General features: G+C 36.4%; 20 protein-coding genes. 4 read left to right on the top strand and 16 right to left on the bottom strand.

The genetic code is table 11. The annotated features are described in order from the left end of the window. Positions 1–74: 74 nt before the first annotated feature. The 16 genes from NOV28_RS01430 to NOV28_RS01355 all read right to left on the bottom strand — a co-directional run bounded on the left by NOV28_RS01430 (position 75) and on the right by NOV28_RS01355 (position 15,869). On the bottom strand, positions 75–1,247 hold the full coding sequence (locus NOV28_RS01430) for a cysteine desulfurase family protein (protein ID WP_255926810.1): 1,173 nt from the start codon (positions 1,245–1,247) through the stop codon (positions 75–77). 39 nt (positions 1,248–1,286) lie between these two features. Beyond that, positions 1,287–1,874, bottom strand: a complete 588-nt coding sequence (locus NOV28_RS01425) for an HAD family hydrolase (protein WP_255926808.1) — start codon at positions 1,872–1,874, stop codon at positions 1,287–1,289. An 18-nt stretch (positions 1,875–1,892) separates the two neighbouring features. After that, positions 1,893–2,618: an SDR family NAD(P)-dependent oxidoreductase gene (locus NOV28_RS01420; RefSeq protein ID WP_255926806.1), complete on the bottom strand. Its 726-nt coding sequence runs from the start codon at positions 2,616–2,618 to the stop codon at positions 1,893–1,895. A 23-nt stretch (positions 2,619–2,641) separates the two neighbouring features. Further along, a complete protein-coding gene (locus NOV28_RS01415; protein WP_255926804.1) occupies positions 2,642–3,958 on the bottom strand; it encodes an FAD-binding oxidoreductase in 1,317 nt (438 codons plus the stop codon). Beyond that, positions 3,958–4,842 carry a UbiA prenyltransferase family protein gene (locus NOV28_RS01410; protein ID WP_255926802.1) on the bottom strand — a complete coding sequence of 295 codons (885 nt, stop codon included), beginning with the start codon at positions 4,840–4,842 and terminating at the stop codon, positions 3,958–3,960. The genes NOV28_RS01415 and NOV28_RS01410 overlap by 1 nt, the downstream gene beginning before the upstream one ends. An 87-nt stretch (positions 4,843–4,929) precedes the next feature. After that, entirely contained in the window at positions 4,930–5,622 is a 693-nt protein-coding gene (locus tag NOV28_RS01405; protein WP_255926800.1) for a YiaD family glycine zipper/OmpA-like lipoprotein, read from the bottom strand. A gap of 18 nt (positions 5,623–5,640) precedes the next feature. Further along, complete coding sequence (locus NOV28_RS01400; RefSeq protein WP_255926798.1) at positions 5,641–6,120, bottom strand: lipocalin family protein; 480 nt, start codon at positions 6,118–6,120, stop codon at positions 5,641–5,643. Between the two features lie 106 nt (positions 6,121–6,226). Further along, on the bottom strand, positions 6,227–7,930 hold the full coding sequence (locus tag NOV28_RS01395; RefSeq protein WP_255926796.1) for a S8 family serine peptidase: 1,704 nt from the start codon (positions 7,928–7,930) through the stop codon (positions 6,227–6,229). 9 nt (positions 7,931–7,939) lie between these two features. Next, entirely contained in the window at positions 7,940–8,551 is a 612-nt protein-coding gene (locus tag NOV28_RS01390) for a WbqC family protein (RefSeq protein WP_255926794.1), read from the bottom strand. Positions 8,552–8,600: 49 nt separating this feature from the next. After that, positions 8,601–10,253, bottom strand: coding sequence for a signal peptidase I (gene lepB / locus NOV28_RS01385; protein ID WP_255926792.1), 1,653 nt, complete (start codon positions 10,251–10,253; stop codon positions 8,601–8,603). Between the two features lie 71 nt (positions 10,254–10,324). Beyond that, the gene (gene dapB / locus NOV28_RS01380) at positions 10,325–11,026 is read right to left on the bottom strand and encodes a 4-hydroxy-tetrahydrodipicolinate reductase (protein WP_255926790.1); all 702 of its coding nucleotides are present in this window, start codon (positions 11,024–11,026) and stop codon (positions 10,325–10,327) included. A gap of 30 nt (positions 11,027–11,056) precedes the next feature. Next, positions 11,057–11,686 carry a DUF5683 domain-containing protein gene (locus NOV28_RS01375; protein ID WP_255926788.1) on the bottom strand — a complete coding sequence of 210 codons (630 nt, stop codon included), beginning with the start codon at positions 11,684–11,686 and terminating at the stop codon, positions 11,057–11,059. Beyond that, positions 11,683–12,573 carry a ParB/RepB/Spo0J family partition protein gene (locus NOV28_RS01370; protein WP_255926786.1) on the bottom strand — a complete coding sequence of 297 codons (891 nt, stop codon included), beginning with the start codon at positions 12,571–12,573 and terminating at the stop codon, positions 11,683–11,685. Before NOV28_RS01370 ends, NOV28_RS01375 begins: the two co-directional genes overlap by 4 nt. Before the next feature lie 38 nt (positions 12,574–12,611). Further along, positions 12,612–13,385 (bottom strand): ParA family protein, encoded by a 774-nt coding sequence (locus NOV28_RS01365; RefSeq protein ID WP_255926784.1) that lies wholly within the window; start codon positions 13,383–13,385, stop codon positions 12,612–12,614. A gap of 170 nt (positions 13,386–13,555) precedes the next feature. Then, the gene (locus NOV28_RS01360; RefSeq protein ID WP_255926782.1) at positions 13,556–14,368 is read right to left on the bottom strand and encodes an energy transducer TonB; all 813 of its coding nucleotides are present in this window, start codon (positions 14,366–14,368) and stop codon (positions 13,556–13,558) included. A 214-nt stretch (positions 14,369–14,582) separates the two neighbouring features. Beyond that, a complete protein-coding gene (locus NOV28_RS01355; protein WP_255926780.1) occupies positions 14,583–15,869 on the bottom strand; it encodes an adenylosuccinate synthase in 1,287 nt (428 codons plus the stop codon). Between the two features lie 162 nt (positions 15,870–16,031). Between NOV28_RS01355 and NOV28_RS01350 the strand changes: the two genes are divergently transcribed. From NOV28_RS01350 to NOV28_RS01335, 4 genes are all read left to right on the top strand, one after another. Beyond that, complete coding sequence (locus tag NOV28_RS01350) at positions 16,032–16,586, top strand: phosphoribosyltransferase (RefSeq protein WP_255926778.1); 555 nt, start codon at positions 16,032–16,034, stop codon at positions 16,584–16,586. Between the two features lie 42 nt (positions 16,587–16,628). Further along, the gene (locus NOV28_RS01345) at positions 16,629–17,207 is read left to right on the top strand and encodes an adenylate kinase (RefSeq protein WP_255926776.1); all 579 of its coding nucleotides are present in this window, start codon (positions 16,629–16,631) and stop codon (positions 17,205–17,207) included. 72 nt (positions 17,208–17,279) lie between these two features. Beyond that, positions 17,280–18,263: a GTPase ObgE gene (gene obgE, locus NOV28_RS01340; RefSeq protein WP_255926774.1), complete on the top strand. Its 984-nt coding sequence runs from the start codon at positions 17,280–17,282 to the stop codon at positions 18,261–18,263. A gap of 89 nt (positions 18,264–18,352) precedes the next feature. Beyond that, entirely contained in the window at positions 18,353–18,838 is a 486-nt protein-coding gene (locus tag NOV28_RS01335) for a DUF6438 domain-containing protein (RefSeq protein WP_255926772.1), read from the top strand. Positions 18,839–19,052 lie beyond the last annotated feature (214 nt).

Below are 19,052 nucleotides of genomic sequence, written 5' to 3'. Positions count from 1 at the left end.
TTTTATAAATTTTTATAATTAAAATTATTTTTTCGGTTCAAAATTACAACTTTTTAGCGACTTTGCCGAATCCTCTATCTATGTTCAATATTTGTTTTTTCTATCTTAGAAGCTGAAGCGATTTCTTTTAAAGCATCCACTAAAACATCAATATCTTTTTTAGTAGTGAGGTGGCTGAATGAAATTCTTAGAGGCGTTGATTGTTCCATTTCTTCTTCATCCAAAATCATCATCATGACCATTGATGGTTTAGACGCGCCCGATGAACAGGCACTTCCCTGAGAAATTGCGATTCCTTTCATGTCTAGTTTCAAACCAATCATTGGATCTTTGAATGGCAAAAGAACGCTTAAAACAGTGTATAAACTTCCTTCTTCAGCACTTCTACCGTTGAATTTCACTCCTTCTATTTCATTCGAAAGTTTTTCGATTGTATAATTTTTGATTCCTTTGATGTGAGAAGCATAATCATTCATATTTTTCAACGAAAGTTCCAACGCTTTTCCTAAACCCACGATTCCACAAACGTTTTCAGTTCCTGCTCTCAATGATCTTTCTTGCGGACCACCGGTGATTATCCCTTTTAATCCTGAAGATTTTCTGATAAAAGCAAATCCGCTTCCTTTGGGACCATGAAATTTATGAGCACTGCAGCTCGCAAAATCTACCTGAATATCGGAAAAATCCAAATCCATGTGCGCCATTGATTGTACCGTATCTGAATGGAAAAGAGCATTGTTTTCTTTGCAAATTTCCGCTACTTTTTTGATGTCGAGAAGATTTCCGATTTCGTTATTGGCATGCATCAAACTTACCAAAGTTTTCTTTTCGGAGTTTTTTAATAATTCTTCAAGTTTATTGAGATCCAAATCCCCTTTTTGGTCTGGTCGAAGGTAAACCACCTCAACGCCTCTCCTGTTTTTCATCTCCAGAACTGTTTCTGCAACACATTTGTGTTCCAATGGCGAAGTAATGATTCGCTCCACACCAATATGATCCACGCAAGATTTGATGATCATATTATTGGACTCCGTTCCGCATGAAGTGAAGATGATTTCAGCCGGAGTAACATGCAAATAATCGGCAACTTCTCTCCTAGCTTTTTCGATAAGGATTTTAGCTTCTTGCCCGAAACTGTGGGTGGATGAAGGATTGCCATAAGTAACTTTCATTACCGACACCATTGCATCAATTACCTCTTCTGAAAGCGGTGTTGTAGCAGCATTGTCCAGATATATTTTGTCCATTTTTTTGTACTTTCTTATTATGATTTTCAGCAGTTAAAATTAGTGAAAAAATTCAAAATGGCTTTCATTTGCCCAAGCCAACATTTCCCGATCGCCCGAAGTATCACCAAACGCGATGGTTTTATCGAATTTTCTGTCGGAAACAGCTTCTTTAATTCGGTTTACTTTTTCAGCTCCATTACAATTTTTACCGATGAAATTTCCAGTGAATTTATCATTTTTAAATTCGGCCTGTGTGGACAAAAGCTTCATCTTAAACTCATTAGCAAAAGGCGCTACCCAAATATCCAAAGAAGCGGAAACGATATAGGATTCGGTATTTTCGTAGTCAATGTTTTTGATGAATTCCAAAGCATTCTCTCTGAAAATTTGCGGATAAAACTCTTTAAAAAAAAGTTCTGCTTTCTTTTCGATTTTGCTTTTACTTTCTCCTTTTAAAATGGATGCAATGAAACTTTTCTTCACTTTTTCGGCATCCGCAAGCTTTAATTTAAGCAAAACAAACAGTGGAATATGCTTGACAAACTGAATCCTAAATTTCGTAGCGTCATAAAATTTCAAGTACAAAAACATCGTGTCTTTGTAGGTTAAAGTTCCGTCAAAATCGAAGCAATATAATTTTTTCATCAATCGAAATCCTGTTTCTTAGAGTTTTAGTTTTTTAAAAATAAATTCCGGAATACTTCTGATAATCAACATAATCAATCCCCAAATCGGCAGAACATACGCAACATTTTTTTTCTTTTTAAATGCTCTGTAAATGGCTTCTGCGGCTTGTTTTGGTGTCGCAGTCAATTTTGGATTCAGTGGCAAACCTTCGGTCATTTTCGTATCCATAAATCCTGGTTTTATTGTCATTACGTGAACTTTTCGGTTGAACATATAATTCCTCAATCCGCTCAAATAAGCCGTTAAACCCGCTTTTGCACTTCCGTAAATGAAATTGCTCTGTCTTCCACGATCTCCCGCTACCGAAGACAAAACGATCATTGTTCCGGAACGTTGTCTTTCCATTTTCTGAGCAAAAAAATTGAGCAACGGAATCAGTTTTGCGTAATTAATATCGACAATATTTGCAGTGTTTTTAGGGTCATACAATCCTTCTTCGGTTCCTTCACCCAGAAAACCCGTTGCGCAAAACAGCAAATCAGAAGAAATCGCTTCCAACTTGGTGTATTCATTTTCCTTCAACAAATCGAACTCAATGATTTCGGAACCTTGAAGGTATTTCACATCGAGATGACGGGCAAATTTTTCAGTAGTTTCCCGATTAGAGGTAACCAAAAATATCGTTGAATATTTTCCACCAGCTTCTAAAACCTTTTCTACAAAGGCTTGCGCAACTTCTGAATTGCTTCCGAGTATGATCATAAATTAGAATTAGTAGAAATATTTCAGTTATTATTAATGATTCTTTTGTGCTGCAACGAAACAAATTTAGGATTCTGCACATTTTGCAAATAATTGGTCAAGCTGGATTTGCTCATGCTGTCTTTGGTTAAATAAATTCTTCCACCGAATTCTTCAACAATCACATCCAGTTTTTCCACCAAATTTTTGAGATTTTTGTTCACTTTAAAATCCAAAGCCAAGGTATAACCTTCCATTGGGAAAGAGTTGTAAGCTTCTGGATTGTTTTTCCCGAAAAGTTTCAACACAGCGAGGAAAGAACCGTTTCCGCTTTTGGCGATGGTTTCCAGGATTTTTTTCATTCCTTCTTTCCCATTTTCTTTGGGAATCACCATTTGATATTGAATAAAACCTTCTTTTCCATAGATTTTATTCCAGTCATTCATCACATCCAAAGGGTAGAAAAAAGTTTCATAATCCACATAATTCTTTGTCTCTTTTTTCTGTTGTTTAATGAAATACAACCAATTGAATAACTTTACCGTCCATTTATTCAGAACAAAATTTGGAAGATAAAAAGGTATTGTGGGCATTAATTTTGACTTTAATCTTAAAGGATTTTCCTGAAGATTTTTGGATAATTCATGTCTGAAGGCATGTTCGCCTCTCATCAAAATACTTTTTCCTAATTTTTTCCCTTTTTGCAGACAGTCAATCCAAGCTACGCTATAAGTCCACGCACCGCTTTCTTCGAATAGTTTAAAGATTTCATCTAAGTTATCGGCTTTGATGGATTCTTGACGAATATATGCAGTTTCAATATTTTTCAATTTAAATTTGGCGGAAATAATAATTCCTGTAAGTCCCATTCCGCCAATGGTTGCCCAGAATTTTTCAGAATTTTCAGTTCGCGAGCAAGTAATGACTTCACTTTTTTCATTTAATAAAGAAAACTCCTGCACATATTCGGAAAAGCAACCTTCCAAATGATGATTTTTGCCATGAACATCCGAAGCGATAGCACCTCCAACGGATACAAATTTAGTTCCGGGCGTCACATAAAGAAAATAACCTTGAGGAACACAAACTTCGAGCACCTCCGAAAGCAACACTCCGGATTCACATTCAATCACACCGTTCAACCGATCAAAACTGATAAATTTATTGAGTCTTTTGGTAGATAATATATGTTCAGAAAGCGAGGCATCACCATAACATCGGCCGTTTCCGCGAGCGATAACTTCGTTATTATTTTGTACGAATTCTTTAATTTTTTGGATAGAATCTTCAGATTTCATTTCTTTTTCCACGACCAAAAAATTGCCCCAATTCGTAACTTTTTGTGTAAAATTTGGTTTCATTATTTGAAATAAATTTGAAGTAAAAAGGCCGCAAGCCACAGTATCAAGGTAATCTGAATGTATCGGTCTTTATAAATAATCTTGGTCGGCGATTCGGTTTTGTTGTACACCAAAGTTTGCTGCAAATAGCGCAAAAAAGCAAACACCACAAAAATCACCGTATAAAAAACTCTTGGGTGAAAACGCTGCTGAACCTCCGGAGAAAGCGTAAACATAAGGTAACACACAATAGCGAGCGTACAACTGATGGAAAGTGCTATATCGGCAAACTGCACATTGTAACCGTCTAAAGCCTTTCTTGTTTTCCCAGAAATTTGCGCATTGATCAATTCTCCACGTCTTTTCCCGATCGCCAATACTAAAGCAAGGACAAACGTAAGGAGAATCGCCCACTGAGAAATAAAAATTCCGGTGGCGTAACCTCCTGCCAAAACCCTTAACACAAAACCAATAGCGATGATACACACATCAATAATAGCAACATGTTTCAGCTTAAAAGTGTACAAAACATTCATTAAAAAATAAAAAATAATGATAGATGCAAACTTCCAGAAATTATGGTGAAAATAAGCTTCACCAAAGATTATTAAAACAGTACTTAGTATGATTAAACCTATAAAAACAATAATTGCTGAAGTTTTGGAAATAGCTCCGCTCGCGAGTGGTCTTTTGCTTTTTTCAGGGTGAATTTTATCAGACTCAATGTCGGAATAATCGTTGAGAATATAAACTGAACTCGCTGCGAAAGAAAATACTAAAAACGCAAAAAAACTTTTAATCAACAGATCAAAATTGGTGATATTTCCGGAAAAGAAAAGGGGCACAAAAACAAAAAGGTTCTTCACCCATTGTTCTACACGCAGCAGTTTTAAATATTTTGTCATCAATGTAAAAATCAATTCCAAAAATAGTGAATTTAAAATAAAAAAATCCGCCGAAGCGGACTTAATTATAATAAAAAAGGTTTGGTCTTATTGAGCTGTTTTAGCATCATTGATCATGTCTTCGTTTGCAGTGATCGCGAACTCAACTCTTCTGTTTTGAGCTCTACCTTCATCGGTATCATTAGTTGCGATAGGTTCTTTCTCACCAACACCCATTGTAAGCATTCTGCTTGCAGCAATTCCTTTGGAAACTAAATAAGTCTTCACAGCCGCTGCTCTTCTATCAGAAAGCGAAAGGTTGTATTGATCAGTTCCTTTGCTATCGGTATGTCCGTAGATATTGATGTTGGTATCAGGATTGTTTTTCAAAACTTCAGCCAATTTATCAAGATTTGCCATAGCAACAGAAGTTAAATTTGAAGAATCAAATCCGAAGTTGACCATATTTTCTTTCATGGTAACTTTAATTCCTTCTCCTACTCTTTCTACTTCAGCACCAGGTAAAGTTTCTTTGATTTCTTTGGCTTGTTTATCCATATTTCTACCGATCACGTTACCAGCAACACCACCAACGATTCCACCAAGAACTGCACCTGCAGGAGCGTTTTTACCTTTACCGATGTTGTTTCCTAAAACACCACCAATTACTGCACCGGCTGCTGTACCAATTACGGTACCTTTTTGTTGGTTATTTGCGTTTTGTACTGCTTCACAACTTGTCAAAACCAAAGAAGAGGAAATGAACAAAGCTGCGATATTTGTTTTATTAAAAATATTCATAATTATAAATTTATATTATTATTTCATGCCAGTTCTGGCAAAGTTATATACGATTCTTACGTTTTCGCCATTTGAAGGAACATTTTGCTCCAAGCTGAAACCATCTGTAGTTTGGCTAATTAAATTTAAAGAATAACCTTCAGTTACTGCTTTTGCTTTAGATCCTTCCAATAATTTTTTGAATTTGAATTCGTTACCATTCACCACTTCAAATTTGATCGGCTGAATAACACTTGGGCAAGAACCACCACCGTTTAAGGTATATGAACCTGTCCAGTTGTTTGGAATCAGTCTCCAATGACTTCCTACGAAACATTGTGCATCCGCACCTTCATCGAAAGGTTTTACTTTAAAATTCTTATCGTAATCAACGCTGGTAATTTCCCAGTCACCTTTTAATTTTAAGAATTCACTTCTATTTGATTGAGCTGTTTTTGCTGTGGAACAAGAAACTGTAAATGCAGCTCCAATGATTCCGGCCAATAGTAAATTTTTCATAGTAATAAAATTATTTAAGTTCAAGTTACAAAAAACCGTGCCAAGTTGATGATTTAAATAAAAAAAGCCCGAAAAATATCGGACTTTATACTATTCTGAATGAAGATTATTTTCTTTTCACTCGTTTTTTCAATGCTTTTTTTGCTGCGGTCGATTTAGTTGGAGCCGCTTTATAGAAGTTGGTATAAGCATATTCTGCAGCTTTTCTCACATCAATTACTCCACCAGCTTCTGAAATTAAATCGAATCTGTTGTTGGTATTCGAATTGATCATTGCATTTACCGAAGATTTGTTGGAAGTTTTAACAAAAGATTCGATGATTTGCTCCGGTTTCAGATTCGGCATGTACGCCAACAAAATAGAAGCCGCTCCTGCAACAACTGGTGATGCCATCGATGTTCCTTGAAGATATTCATATTTTCCATCTGTAACGGTAGAATAAATTTGCTCGCCTGGTGCGAAAACATTCACCATTTTTTGGTTATAATTGGAGAAATCAGCTCTCAAAAATTCATTATTATTGGTTGATGCACCTACAACAATCATGTTATTAACGAAAGGTTTTGCATCGTTTACGTCTTTAAAATTGGTAGGATATGCAACATGTTCTGCAACATTTTCATTCTCGTTTCCTGCTGCTTTCACCAAAAGAACTCCTTTATCTTGTGCGTATTTGAAAGCATTCCAAACTTCAGATTTCCCTGGAGAAACAGGTTTTCCGAAACTCATGTTTAAGATTTTCGCTCCGTTATCTACAGCATATCTAATCGCGTTGGCAACATCTTTATCTCTTTCGTCACCATCAGGAACCGCTCTTACAGTCATTATTTTTGCAACTTTATATCCTACACCGTACTGGATTTCTTTACCTTGAGGAAGTCCGGCAATGATACCTGCAACGTGGGTTCCGTGTTTTGCATCGGGACCTTCGTAGTGATTATTTCCGTATTTTCTTTCAGAATAATCTTCATAATGATCGCCCACGATTTCTGCTCTTGGATCGAAATCTAAATTATACTGTTTTGTTGCTTGTGGACCATAATAATCCAAAGCTTCTTTCATTTGGCTTTCCAAATATTTTTGAACTTCCGCTGGAGATTTTCCATTAACGGAAGGATCTTTCGCAATTTGCCCCAAAACTGAAACCGCCATCGCTTGTTCCTGAGTTGCAGGTGTTATCGCAGAAACTGCTTCTGTAGTTAGGTTTTTACCATTAAGTAAAGCCACCATACTCGGAATCATTTTCTGAATTCTTGAGTAAGTTTCGTAGCCTTGTTTTGCATCGATGCTTTTTTTGGTGAAAATTTCTTTCGCCTTCATGTACATCGCAAATTCTTCCGGCATTTTTGCCTGATTTGCTTTGTTGGTCGTAGAATTTGCGCCTTCGAAAATCGATTGATATTTTTTCACCACGCGGGTAACTTCCATATTATCAACATCGATGTCGCCGTTTTTACCGCCGATGAAATTCCAGCCGTAAATATCGTCTACATAACCGTTTCCATCGTCATCTTTACCATTATTTGGAACTTCATTTGGATTTTTCCACATGTTTTTTACCAATCCTGGATGATCTACTTCAACACCACTATCTAAAACTCCAACAATCACCGACTTCGGTTTTAAACCTTTGGATTCGAGATATTTATAAGCATTTTGGGTATTAACACCATATACATTGGATGAAGAAAAATCTTTGTGATACCAAGTCATCAAATCTTTGTCCTGCATCGGATCCAAAGCAGTAGTATTTTGAGCAAAAGATGCAAAACCCGTCATAAAGCAGGCTGCAATGAGAATTCTTTTCATAATTAATTATTATTTTGACTGAACATTTCTTAAATAAGTCAAACTTTCCGGTCCTTTGTTACAAATCAAATCCAAAATGGAAAGGTCCTTCTCGAAACCCAATTTGTCGGAAAAGGTTTGATAATAATCTTCCATTTCAAATTCCGATTCTTTTTTGGCAGAAAATCGATTTCTAAAATCTGCCGCAACCGGAGTTTTGCTGAATTCTTCATTCAAAGAATATGCCTTTTCTGTTTTAAGAATTTTCAAAATGATTCGTAGCGCATTCAAATTAAATTGAAATAAAGACTGAGTTTCAAAGCTGAAAATCTGTTCTAATTGATCTTCATAATACTCAAAATAAGGTGAACTTTGATACGCGTTTTTGATCGATTTCCAATGAAGTTTTTGCCAATTTTCCCTTTGCGAAACCTCAATTTCATTGATTGTTTTTTTCCCGTTATGCAAAGTCGGAATTATTAAAGTCAATCTTCCGTTTGCACCATAAATAACGGTTCTGTTGCGGTAAGTTTGCTTCGGAAAATTCTCGAATTGCTCAATGGAAATTTTGTTTTCCTCTTTCAAAAAAACAGAAAACCACGAAATCGGCGGCAAATAAAACAAAGGCAATAAAACGTCCATTTAAGTTAAAAGTTGATGGTTGATAGTTTTCAGTTGAAATCCACTGAAATTAATCTTCTTTTTCTTTTTTCTTAAAGAATTTCGCGAAATAATCCCAACCGAAAAACAACGCAAGAATAATCACCGCAACCCACCAATAGGAAGTTTTGTTGGCTTCACCAGTGTTTGTCGCTTTGAACATTCTATCCCAACGGATTTTTTTACCTTCAGGTTGATAAGATGAACTTTTATCTGGGAACAAACCTTCAACGCTCATCCAAGTAAACATCGGTTTTCCAACGATATTTTCTTCCGGAACGAAACCGAAAAATCTTGCATCCAAAGAAGCATCGCGGTTATCACCAATCATCATGTAATAATCTTGCTGAATCGTGTATTGATTGGTTTCTTTTCCGTTTACAAAGATTTTCCCGTTTTTATTTTCGAGTTTATTATGCTCATATTCGGAAATAATCCACTGATATTCAGGTAAAGTTTCTTGGTTTAAAGTAACCACATCTCCTTTTTTAGGAATTCTCAAAGGTCCATACCAATCCTGATTCCATTTTTTGTTGATAGGGAAAATCGATTGTGTCGTATCAACATTTTTGGTATAAGCATCTCTCGCCGCATTTACTTTATAAGAAACCGCTGCGGAATCTTTTTCCCAAATATGTTCTTTCAATTCAATAATTTGCGGAAGTTTTTTAATTTCCTTAGCTGTTTCATCAGTTAAACCTTGAAAATCATAAAGATAACCGGTTTCAGTTTGGATTTCCTGAACTGGAAGGAAACCATATTGTTTATATAACGCAGGAATATCAAGTTGGCTTCCGGTTGTTGCGATGTATTTATGTTGTTCTTGTTGATCGCCCAAAATCGTTTCCGGTTTGCCGTTCACGAAAAGTCTGCCCGCTTTCATTTCGATAACATCCCCTGCAACAGCAACGCAACGTTTTACGTAAGGATCTTTTCTATCAATCGCTTTATGCACTGAATCTTGAGGATAATTGAATACAACGATATCGTTTTTCTCAGGTTTGCTGAATTGGAAAATTCTGGCATAAGGCAACTTCACCGCATCAACATACGATTTCGGATCGTCTTTTGGATTTCCTTTTTCTCCAGTATCCATGATGGTTCCCTGCAAAAACGGAATCGCCACAGGACGCATCGGCATTCGGTAACCGTAGCTCCACTTATTCACAAATAGGAAATCTCCCACCAAAAGTGTTCTTTCCATTGAACCAGTCGGAATTCCGAAAGGTTGGGTAAAAAAAACATGAACAATCGTAGCGAAAACTACCGCAAATGTTACCGAACCAAGGAAAGATTCTTTCTTTTTTTCATTTTTTTCTTCTTCAGTGAGGTATAATTCGTCCTCTTTTTCAACTTCTGCATCTTTAGAATAATTCACAAAAGCCATATAAATAAAAGGAAGAACAACGGTAAGCAATTTCTGTGTGAATGAACTTTTCCCGAAATGTTTCATTAAAAATAAATGAAAAACCGTCATCATAATCGGTCCTACAATCGGAAGATACGCCATCGAAACCCACCATTTCGAGTGTTTAGTCTCTTTTTGAATGATATAATAATTGTAAAAAGGCACAAAAGCAAAAAGCGGATTGTAGCCCATTTTTTTGAAAAGCTTCCATGTAGAAATCCCCATCAATACAGAAAGAATGAGAACATAAACGGCATAAGTAAGAAAGTAGTTCATATATTTTTGCTTTTTGCTTTAGGAATTTTGTCCGAAGCAGTTTTTCATTAGTTTAATAATAGCGGAATTTGTTACAATCCCAAAACGTCTTTCATCGAGAAGTTTCCGGTTTTTCCTTGAATCCATTCAGCGGCGATTACGGCACCCAATGCAAATCCGTCTCTGCTGAAAGCAGTGTGTTTAATTTCGATTTCATCCACTTCGCTTCTATAAAAAACGCTGTGAGTTCCGGGAACTTCATCTTCGCGAATCGCAACAATTCCAAGCTGGTTTTCCATGGTTTCATCGATTTTCCAAGCGTTGAATTTTTGATTATTTTTAATGATTCCTTCCGCCAAAGAAATCGCAGTTCCACTTGGAGCATCTTTTTTATGGGTGTGATGAATTTCTTCCAATTGAACATTGTATTCATTGAAATTTTTCATCAAATCGGCCAATTTTTCATTTAAGGCAAAAAATAAATTCACGCCCAAACTGAAATTGGAACCATATAAAAAAGCGGTATTATTTTCGGAAGCTATTTTCTCAATTTCTGGCTTCTGATCGAGCCAACCGGTAGTTCCGCAAATCACAGGAACTTTGTTTTCGAGGCAACTTTTAATATTATTGAAAGCCACTTCAGGATTGGTAAATTCGATCGCCACGTCCGGATTATTGAGATTTTCTTTGGTGGGCGTTTCCGTTAATCTTGCCACGATTTCATGACCTCTTTTTTCGGCAATCTCCGCAATGATCTTGCCCATTTTTCCGTATCCTACAATCGCTATTTTCATATTATTCAACGCCGAAGCGCTTCTTTTTCTTTAAAAATTATAACTTAAACTTAAACCAGCTTTAGAATTCTGGTTACCAAATTCATCAAAAATCACTGTGGGTTTCAAAGCTAAATCAGGATCTTTTCGACCTTCGTACAAGTGCGCATCAACTACTGCATCGACAATATTTAGTATATAAACCAAACCCGTCACCGCGATTGCATAATCTCGTTGACGCTTTGCACGATCCTGAACTCTTCCCAAAGCATCTGCAGTAATTCCCGGAATATCAGAAAACTCGTGAGTTTGTCCGTTTAACTGAGCGATAAATGCGTTTCGATATCTCGTATATTGTTTTTGATTCCAAAGAACAATCCCAACACCGGTTCCAATTCCGCCCCAAACGATGGGAATTTTCCAATATTTTTTGTTGTAATATTGACCCAAACCAGGCAAAACTGCTGAGTAAAGTCCTGCTTTTGTCGGATTATATTTCTCAATTTTCGGAGTTGCATTCGCTTCCTCAATATCAGCAATTACCTCAACATCAGAGGAAGAATTTTTGGTAGAAATGGAATCTGTAGGATAATTTTCAACACGAATTGTATCTTTCGGACTGACTTGTGCGAAAATTTTCAGCGAAAACAACAGAATGAAAATTAGGATGATTTTTTTCATTTATTAAAGTGTGAAAGGATGTTTTCGAGCTCTTCTTCATTTTTGAAATCGAGGACAATTTTCCCTTTTTTTCCGTTGGCGGAGGTTTTTATTTCAACTTTTACTTCCAAGATATCAGCGAGATTTTTCTCTGCTTTCTTAAACTGATTCGGAACCGGAGCTTTTGCTTTTTTCTCTGTAACCACAGGGTTTTTAAGCAAATTAGATTCTTGTTCAGCTTGTCTTACACTCAAATTATTTTTAATGATTCTATTAAAAAGCTCTTGCTGTTTCTGAGGATCGTCCAAGCTGATAATTGCTCTACCATGACCGGCCGAAATCTCGCCACTTCGAATGGAATTCTGAACATCCGGATCCAACCTCAACAAACGAATGGAATTGGTAATCGTACTTCTTTCCTTTCCTACTCTTTGGCTTAAATTTTCCTGAGTCATCCCGATTTCTTCGAGCAATCGCTGATAAGTAAGTGCAATTTCGATAGCATCTAAATCTTCACGCTGGATATTTTCCACCAAAGCCATTTCGAGCAATTCCTGATCATTCACCAATCGAATATAAGCTGGAATGGTTTCTAAACCTGCAATTTTACTGGCACGAAAACGTCTTTCACCAGAAATAATTTCGAATTTATCGCCCTCTTTTCGGAGTGTAATCGGCTGAATGACTCCTAAATTTTTGATCGACTGCGCGAGATCATTCAGGGCTTTTTCATCAAAATAAGTTCGCGGTTGCGTGGCGTTGGCATAAATATCTTCCAACGAAACTTCTACGATGTTTCCTACAAATTTATCAGCACCTTCATCGGTTGCGGAGTTTACGGTAGCTTTAGATTCAGCACTTAAAATTGCTCCCAAACCGCGTCCCATTGCTCTTTTCTTGTCTTTCATTCGGTATAAATGATGATTGATGTTTAACTTAAATCGGTTTAGTTCTTTACTAAACTATCGTTTTTCAAAAGCACTTCTTCTGCTAATTGAAGATACTGGATCGCACCTTTGCTTTCTGCATCATAATTCAATATACTTTCTCCAAAACTTGGTGCTTCACTCAACCTTACATTTCTGCTGATAATGGTTTCGAAAACCATTTCCGGGAAATGTGAATTCACCTCTTCCACTACCTGATTAGAAAGTCTTAATCTGGAATCGTACATGGTTAAAAGCAAACCTTCTATATCAAGTTCTTTATTGTGAATTTTCTGTACGTTTTTAATGGTGTTAAGAAGTTTTCCCAAACCTTCCAATGCAAAATATTCGCACTGAATCGGAATAATCACCGAATCAGCCGCCGTTAAAGCATTAATGGTAATCAAACCTAAACTCGGTGCACAATCGATGATGATGTAATCGTAATCATCTCTGATAGATTTCAAAGCCTCTTTCAGCATATATTCGCGGTTTTCGCGATCAACTAATTCGATTTCAGCAGCCACCAAATCGATATGAGAAGGGATAATATCTAAATTAGGCGAAGCTGTTTTTTGAATACAATTACGAGCATCTGCACTGTGTTCCAAGAGGTTGTAGGTAGAAAAACCGGCTTCATCAATCCCCAATCCTGAAGTTGCATTCGCCTGTGGATCAGCATCAATTAACAAAATTTTCTTCTCTAAAACACCCAATGCAGCTGCTAAATTAACGGCGGTAGTGGTTTTCCCTACTCCACCTTTCTGATTCGCAACACCTATAACTTTAGCCATTCTTTAAATTTTAATCTTCAAAAATACACTTTTTTCTGATTTTCGGATGATTGTTAATAACTCCGTTTAAGTTAAAATATTGTTAATTAGTCGTTTATGCATGAAAAAAATTATCCACAAAAGCATAGTTTTTGTGGATAAGTGGTTTAAAGATTTATTTACTGAATATTTTACTCAAACTGTATCGAAATCGGGAATTTGAAATAACTTCTCACATTCTCGCCATTGAGTTTCGCTGGAGTCCATTTTCCTTTGATGCTGCGAATAGTTTTTTCCGCTTCTTTATTGAATTGTGAATCGTTTCCATTGGCTTTGATGTTGGAAATTGTTCCGTCTTTTTCTACGATGAAAGTTACGACAGTTTTCATCAAATCTCCGCTTCCTTCGAAATTTTCAGTATCAAAATTTCCAACAACTTTGCTCCTGAAAGCATTGATTCCACCATTAAAACTCGCTTCTACATCAACCGTAGTAACCGGATTATTATCCACTGTTTTTGGTGCGACTACATCGGGGGTTTTCACAGCTGGAACAACCACTTGAGGTGGACTAACAACCGTAACCGGCGGATTATCCAAGCTTGTAGTAGTTCCAGGAACTGCATCCGCAATATCTTGTTTGGTCACAGGTTTTGGTTCATTCGCATTTCTGGTAGGAGTTGCTACTCGGGAATCATAAGTGTTCACTTTTGGAGGAACGATTGGTTTTACAATTTCCGGAGCTTTTTCCGGAGCCTGATCTACAGGTTTTAAAACATGCCCAGAAGTTGGTGGTGCAACAACCACCGTTTTTGTAGAAAACGAATTGAGCAACAAAGGAGTCAAAGCAATTGCCGCAAAAAAAGCAACACCTATTAATAATGACTTTTGAAGAATTTCGCTTTCTTGATTTCTCAATACATAAGCTCCATAATTCTTATTACGGTTTTCGAAGAGAATTTCGTTGAAACGATTATCTTGATCGGATTTGAATAGATTTTTCATCACAAAAAGATTTATTAAATTAAACATCGTTTTATAAGTTTTACACCAACAACTTACAATTGATAAAAACTTATCAAAAAATAAACCAATTCTTTACGTAATTAAAACGAATACTATTCAAATCATAACAATATGAGAAATTCCACTAAAATAAACCACAAAAAAAGCTGTCAGAAAAATTCCAACAGCTTTTATATAATCGTTTAATTAATTTTTAAAACAATTCTTTTCGGATGATATTTTGGCTTCTTTCAGGGCCTACAGAAACTAGATACACATTGATTCCCAAGTAATTTTCGATGAATTCGATGTATTTTTTCGCATTTCCAGGCAATTCATCGTAGCTTCTTACTTTGGTAATATCTTCTGTCCAACCTTCTAATTCTTCATAAATTGGTTCATAATTATAAAGTTTAGTAGTAGATGAAGTGAAATAATCGATGATTTTTCCGTCTTCGGTTTTATACTGCGTTGCGATTTTCAAAGTTGGAATTCCGGAAAGAACATCGAGTTTTGTGATTACGAGATTATTAATTCCGTTGATCATTGTGGCATGTTTCAGTGACACTAAATCGAGCCAACCGGTTCTTCTTGGTCTTCCGGTTGTAGCGCCAAATTCGAAACCGATTTGTCTTATTTTCTCGCCCAATTCATTATCAAGTTCCGTTGGGAAAGGTCCTTCGCCTACCCTTGTTGTATAAGCTTTCGCCACTCCGATAAGGTTTTGAAGGCTTGTTGGTGGAACTCCAGCTCCCGAACAAACTCCGCCGGTTGTTGGTGAAGAGGAAGTTACATAAGGATAAGTTCCAAAATCGATATCCAACATGGCAGCTTGTGCTCCTTCAAAAAGGATGTTTTTTCCTTCGCGAATAGCTTGGTTTAGTTCAACTTCTGTATCTACGATTCTATCTTTCAGTTTTTGACCTAATTCAATAAATTCATTATAAATTTCATCGAATTCTAAGGTTGGTTTATCGAAGTATTTTTCAAAAAGTGAATTTTTTATCTTTAAATTCTTCTTGATTTTTTCGGCTAAAACTTCAGGATTCAAAAGATCTACCATACGAATTCCGACTCTGGCAATTTTGTCTTCGTAACAAGGTCCGATTCCCTTTTTGGTAGTTCCGATGTGAGTTCCGCCGGTTTCTTCTTCGCGATAAGTGTCGAGAAGAATGTGATAAGGCATGATAACATGGGCTCTTCGGCTGATAAAAACATGATCGGTTTTCATGCCTTTATCTTCAATTTGTCCAATTTCTTTAAGGAAAGATTTTGGATTTACCACTACTCCGTTGGCAATGATGCATTTACCTTTACACTGCAAAACACCTGAAGGAAGCAGGTGCAGGACAAATTTTTCATCCCCTACATACACGGTATGTCCGGCATTATCGCCTCCTTGAAAACGAACTACATAATCCGATTTTGCTGATAAAACGTCTGTAATTTTACCTTTGCCTTCATCACCATACTGAAGACCTACCACCACATAAGTTGACATATTTTTACTTTTTTTTAGATTTCTACAAAAATAGTTTTATTAATAGTTTTGGGCAAAAGTTTATCCCAGAAAATAACATTTTTTAACCTAAAAAACGAATGCTCACTTAATAAAAGAAGATTATTTAAAAAAAACCTTAAATTTGCACATTGTAAATAATCTATGGAATCTATTCAAGTTCACGACAAAACCTTTGTTCCTTATTTAAAGGATGCAGAAATCCAAGAAATCGTAAAAGCTACTGCACTGAAAATTTATGAAGACTACAAAGACGAAACCCCAATATTTGTGGGAGTTTTGAATGGAGTTATCATGTTTTTTTCTGATTTACTGAAACACTATCCGGGGAAATGCGAAATCGCTTTTATCCAAATGAGTTCCTACGCAGGTACACAATCTACGGGAATTGTTTATCAAAAAATGGAATTGACTAAAGACATCAAAGACCGACACATTATTTTGGTGGAAGACATCGTGGATACCGGAAACACTGTAGAAAGCTTGTTTCAGTATTTTACAGAAACCCAACGCCCAAAATCGGTAAGATTGGCTTCTTTTCTTTTGAAACCTGATGTTTATAAGAAGGATTTCAAACTCGATTACATCGGAAAAGAAATTCCCAACAAATTTGTTTTAGGCTACGGATTAGATTACGACGAGCTCGGCAGAAACCTGAAAGATTTGTACCAACTGGAAGAAGGTCGTATTAACGAATAATCTCCTTAAATAATTTTAAAATTCAAATTCAAATCTAATAAAATGATAAACATCGTTCTCTTCGGTCCTCCAGGAAGCGGAAAAGGCACTCAGGCACAGAACCTGATTGAAAAATTTAACCTTAAGCAAATTTCTACAGGCGATTTGTTCCGTTACAACATGAAAAACGGTACCGAACTAGGAAATTTGGCAAAATCATATATCGACAAAGGCGAACTCGTACCCGATCAGGTAACCACGGATATGTTGAGAGATGAAGTGAAAAAACCAACCGAAACCAACGGATTTATTTTCGACGGATATCCAAGAACAGCCAACCAAACTGAAGCTTTGGAAACCATCGTAAAAGAAATTTTGAATGATGATATCTCTATTTGCCTTTCATTGGTGGTGGATGATGAAATCTTAGTAGAAAGATTACTAAAAAGAGGCGAAACCAGTGGAAGAACCGATGATTCCAACGAAGAAATCATCCGAACAAGAATTAAAGAATATTACGCGAAAACCGCAGAAGTTGCTGAATTGTACAAACAACAAGGCAAATACGTGGAAGTAAACGGAGTCGGAGCAATCGATGAGATTTCAGAAAAACTTTTTGCGGAAGTAGAAAAAATAAAATAAATGAAAAATAAGAACAGGTTTTATCGAAAAATCTTTTCTTATTTTATCATTCAGAACTTATAAGAATTAAAAATGTCAAATTTCGTAGATTACGTAAAAATCCACTGTAAAAGTGGTCATGGTGGTGCCGGTTCAGCGCATCTTCGCCGTGAAAAATATATTCCGAAAGGCGGTCCCGACGGTGGTGACGGTGGACGCGGCGGTCACGTAATTATGAAAGGAAACGCTCATGAATGGACGCTTCTTCCGCTTCGTTTCACCCGCCACATCAAGGCAGAACGAGGCCACAATGGAGGCAAAAACCAGCTTACCGGTGCTTATGGTGAAGATGTGTACATCGAAGTTCCCATCGGAACTATTGCCAAAAATGAAGAAGGTGAAATTTTAGGAGAAATCTTAGAAGACGGTCAAGAAATCATCATCATGAAAGGCGGAATGGGTGGTTTAGGCAACGAACATTTTAAATCTTCCACCAACCAAACTCCACGTTATGCGCAACCCGGAATGCCCGGCGAAGAAGGTTTTGTAACTTTCGAGCTGAAACTTCTTGCTGATGTAGGACTTGTTGGTTTCCCGAATGCAGGTAAATCTACCCTTTTGGCGGCGGTTTCTGCGGCTAAACCTAAAATCGCTGATTACGCATTTACAACCCTTACTCCGAATTTAGGAATTGTGGATTACCGAAACTACAAATCTTTCGTAATGGCCGATATTCCTGGAATTATCGAAGGTGCAGCGGAAGGAAAAGGTCTTGGACACCGATTTTTGAGACATATTGAAAGAAACTCGATTCTTCTGTTCCTAATTCCCGCTGATGCAGAAGATTATTTCCAAGAATTTAAAATTTTGGAGAACGAATTGAAAGAGTTTAATCCTGAACTTTTAGATAAAGATTTCATTATTTCCATTTCAAAAGCCGATATGTTGGATGAGGAACTGAAAGGCGAAATCTCCAAGAAATTCCCGGAAAACAAACAACCGATTTTCTTCTCTGCAGTAACGCAAGAAGGCTTGATGGAGCTGAAAGACGAAATCTGGAAAAGACTTCACGGTTAAAATTCAAAAAAAAACAGAAAATAGATTTGAAAACTTTCGAATCTATTTTTTTTGGTATAATAATTGAGCCATCCAAACAAATCAAAATCATGAAATATCTACTAACACTTTTATCATTTACATTTCTAATGTCTTGTGCAACCACCACCAAATCTCAATATTCTAAAATCGAATACGAAGCCGGAGCTTGTTTCGGATTTTGCCCGATTTTTAAAATCACCATCAATCCCGATAGAACTGCGGTGATCGATGCGGAACGATTTACCTTTACCGAAGGCAGAACCAAAGATGATATGTCCGGAGAGAAAGAAGGCACTTTCAAAGCAACCATCAAAGAAGCTGATTATCAATTACTTTTATCAAAATTAGATTCTTTGGATTTAAAAAATCTGAAAGATTATTACGGAAACAAAAACGTAAGCGATTTGCCAACTTCTCATTTAAAAATCACTTTCGCTGATGGAACTCAGAAACACATTGAAGATTACGGAAAAGGGGGCACCGAGAAATTAGACGAAGTTTATCAAATCATTGAAGATTTAAGAAAATCGCAAGATTGGACTAAAATCAAATAATTATTTGCTTAAAAATAAAGAAAATTAATGCTAAATTAATTTACACTATCTTTGCATCACAAAATTCCTTCTTCGCGGAAGGATTTTTTATGAACGATGTCATTCTTGATGAAATTCGCAACCTGCGAAATCCGAAATTTTTCGAAATTTTCAACTTCATTCCTTCGTTACATTACCTAAAGAATGACGCAGTTCATTTTATTTTAATTAAAAA

The organism is Kaistella montana (genome assembly GCF_024436175.1).
In the GTDB taxonomy this organism is placed as follows: Bacteria; Bacteroidota; Bacteroidia; order Flavobacteriales; family Weeksellaceae; genus Kaistella; species Kaistella montana.
Note: the sequence above shows the minus strand (reverse complement) of the source record. Positions and strands in the feature narration are given on the sequence as shown.

Coding starts and splice junctions, on each gene's coding strand:
- NOV28_RS01430 (WP_255926810.1), bottom strand. CDS start 1,247: ATGGACAAAATATATCTGGACAATGCTGCTACAACACCGCTTTCAGAA.
- NOV28_RS01425 (WP_255926808.1), bottom strand. CDS start 1,874: ATGAAAAAATTATATTGCTTCGATTTTGACGGAACTTTAACCTACAAA.
- NOV28_RS01420 (WP_255926806.1), bottom strand. CDS start 2,618: ATGATCATACTCGGAAGCAATTCAGAAGTTGCGCAAGCCTTTGTAGAA.
- NOV28_RS01415 (WP_255926804.1), bottom strand. CDS start 3,958: ATGAAACCAAATTTTACACAAAAAGTTACGAATTGGGGCAATTTTTTG.
- NOV28_RS01410 (WP_255926802.1), bottom strand. CDS start 4,842: ATGACAAAATATTTAAAACTGCTGCGTGTAGAACAATGGGTGAAGAAC.
- NOV28_RS01405 (WP_255926800.1), bottom strand. CDS start 5,622: ATGAATATTTTTAATAAAACAAATATCGCAGCTTTGTTCATTTCCTCT.
- NOV28_RS01400 (WP_255926798.1), bottom strand. CDS start 6,120: ATGAAAAATTTACTATTGGCCGGAATCATTGGAGCTGCATTTACAGTT.
- NOV28_RS01395 (WP_255926796.1), bottom strand. CDS start 7,930: ATGAAAAGAATTCTCATTGCAGCCTGCTTTATGACGGGTTTTGCATCT.
- NOV28_RS01390 (WP_255926794.1), bottom strand. CDS start 8,551: ATGGACGTTTTATTGCCTTTGTTTTATTTGCCGCCGATTTCGTGGTTT.
- lepB (WP_255926792.1), bottom strand. CDS start 10,253: ATGAACTACTTTCTTACTTATGCCGTTTATGTTCTCATTCTTTCTGTA.
- dapB (WP_255926790.1), bottom strand. CDS start 11,026: ATGAAAATAGCGATTGTAGGATACGGAAAAATGGGCAAGATCATTGCG.
- NOV28_RS01375 (WP_255926788.1), bottom strand. CDS start 11,686: ATGAAAAAAATCATCCTAATTTTCATTCTGTTGTTTTCGCTGAAAATT.
- NOV28_RS01370 (WP_255926786.1), bottom strand. CDS start 12,573: ATGAAAGACAAGAAAAGAGCAATGGGACGCGGTTTGGGAGCAATTTTA.
- NOV28_RS01365 (WP_255926784.1), bottom strand. CDS start 13,385: ATGGCTAAAGTTATAGGTGTTGCGAATCAGAAAGGTGGAGTAGGGAAA.
- NOV28_RS01360 (WP_255926782.1), bottom strand. CDS start 14,368: ATGAAAAATCTATTCAAATCCGATCAAGATAATCGTTTCAACGAAATT.
- NOV28_RS01355 (WP_255926780.1), bottom strand. CDS start 15,869: ATGTCAACTTATGTGGTGGTAGGTCTTCAGTATGGTGATGAAGGCAAA.
- NOV28_RS01350 (WP_255926778.1), top strand. CDS start 16,032: ATGGAATCTATTCAAGTTCACGACAAAACCTTTGTTCCTTATTTAAAG.
- NOV28_RS01345 (WP_255926776.1), top strand. CDS start 16,629: ATGATAAACATCGTTCTCTTCGGTCCTCCAGGAAGCGGAAAAGGCACT.
- obgE (WP_255926774.1), top strand. CDS start 17,280: ATGTCAAATTTCGTAGATTACGTAAAAATCCACTGTAAAAGTGGTCAT.
- NOV28_RS01335 (WP_255926772.1), top strand. CDS start 18,353: ATGAAATATCTACTAACACTTTTATCATTTACATTTCTAATGTCTTGT.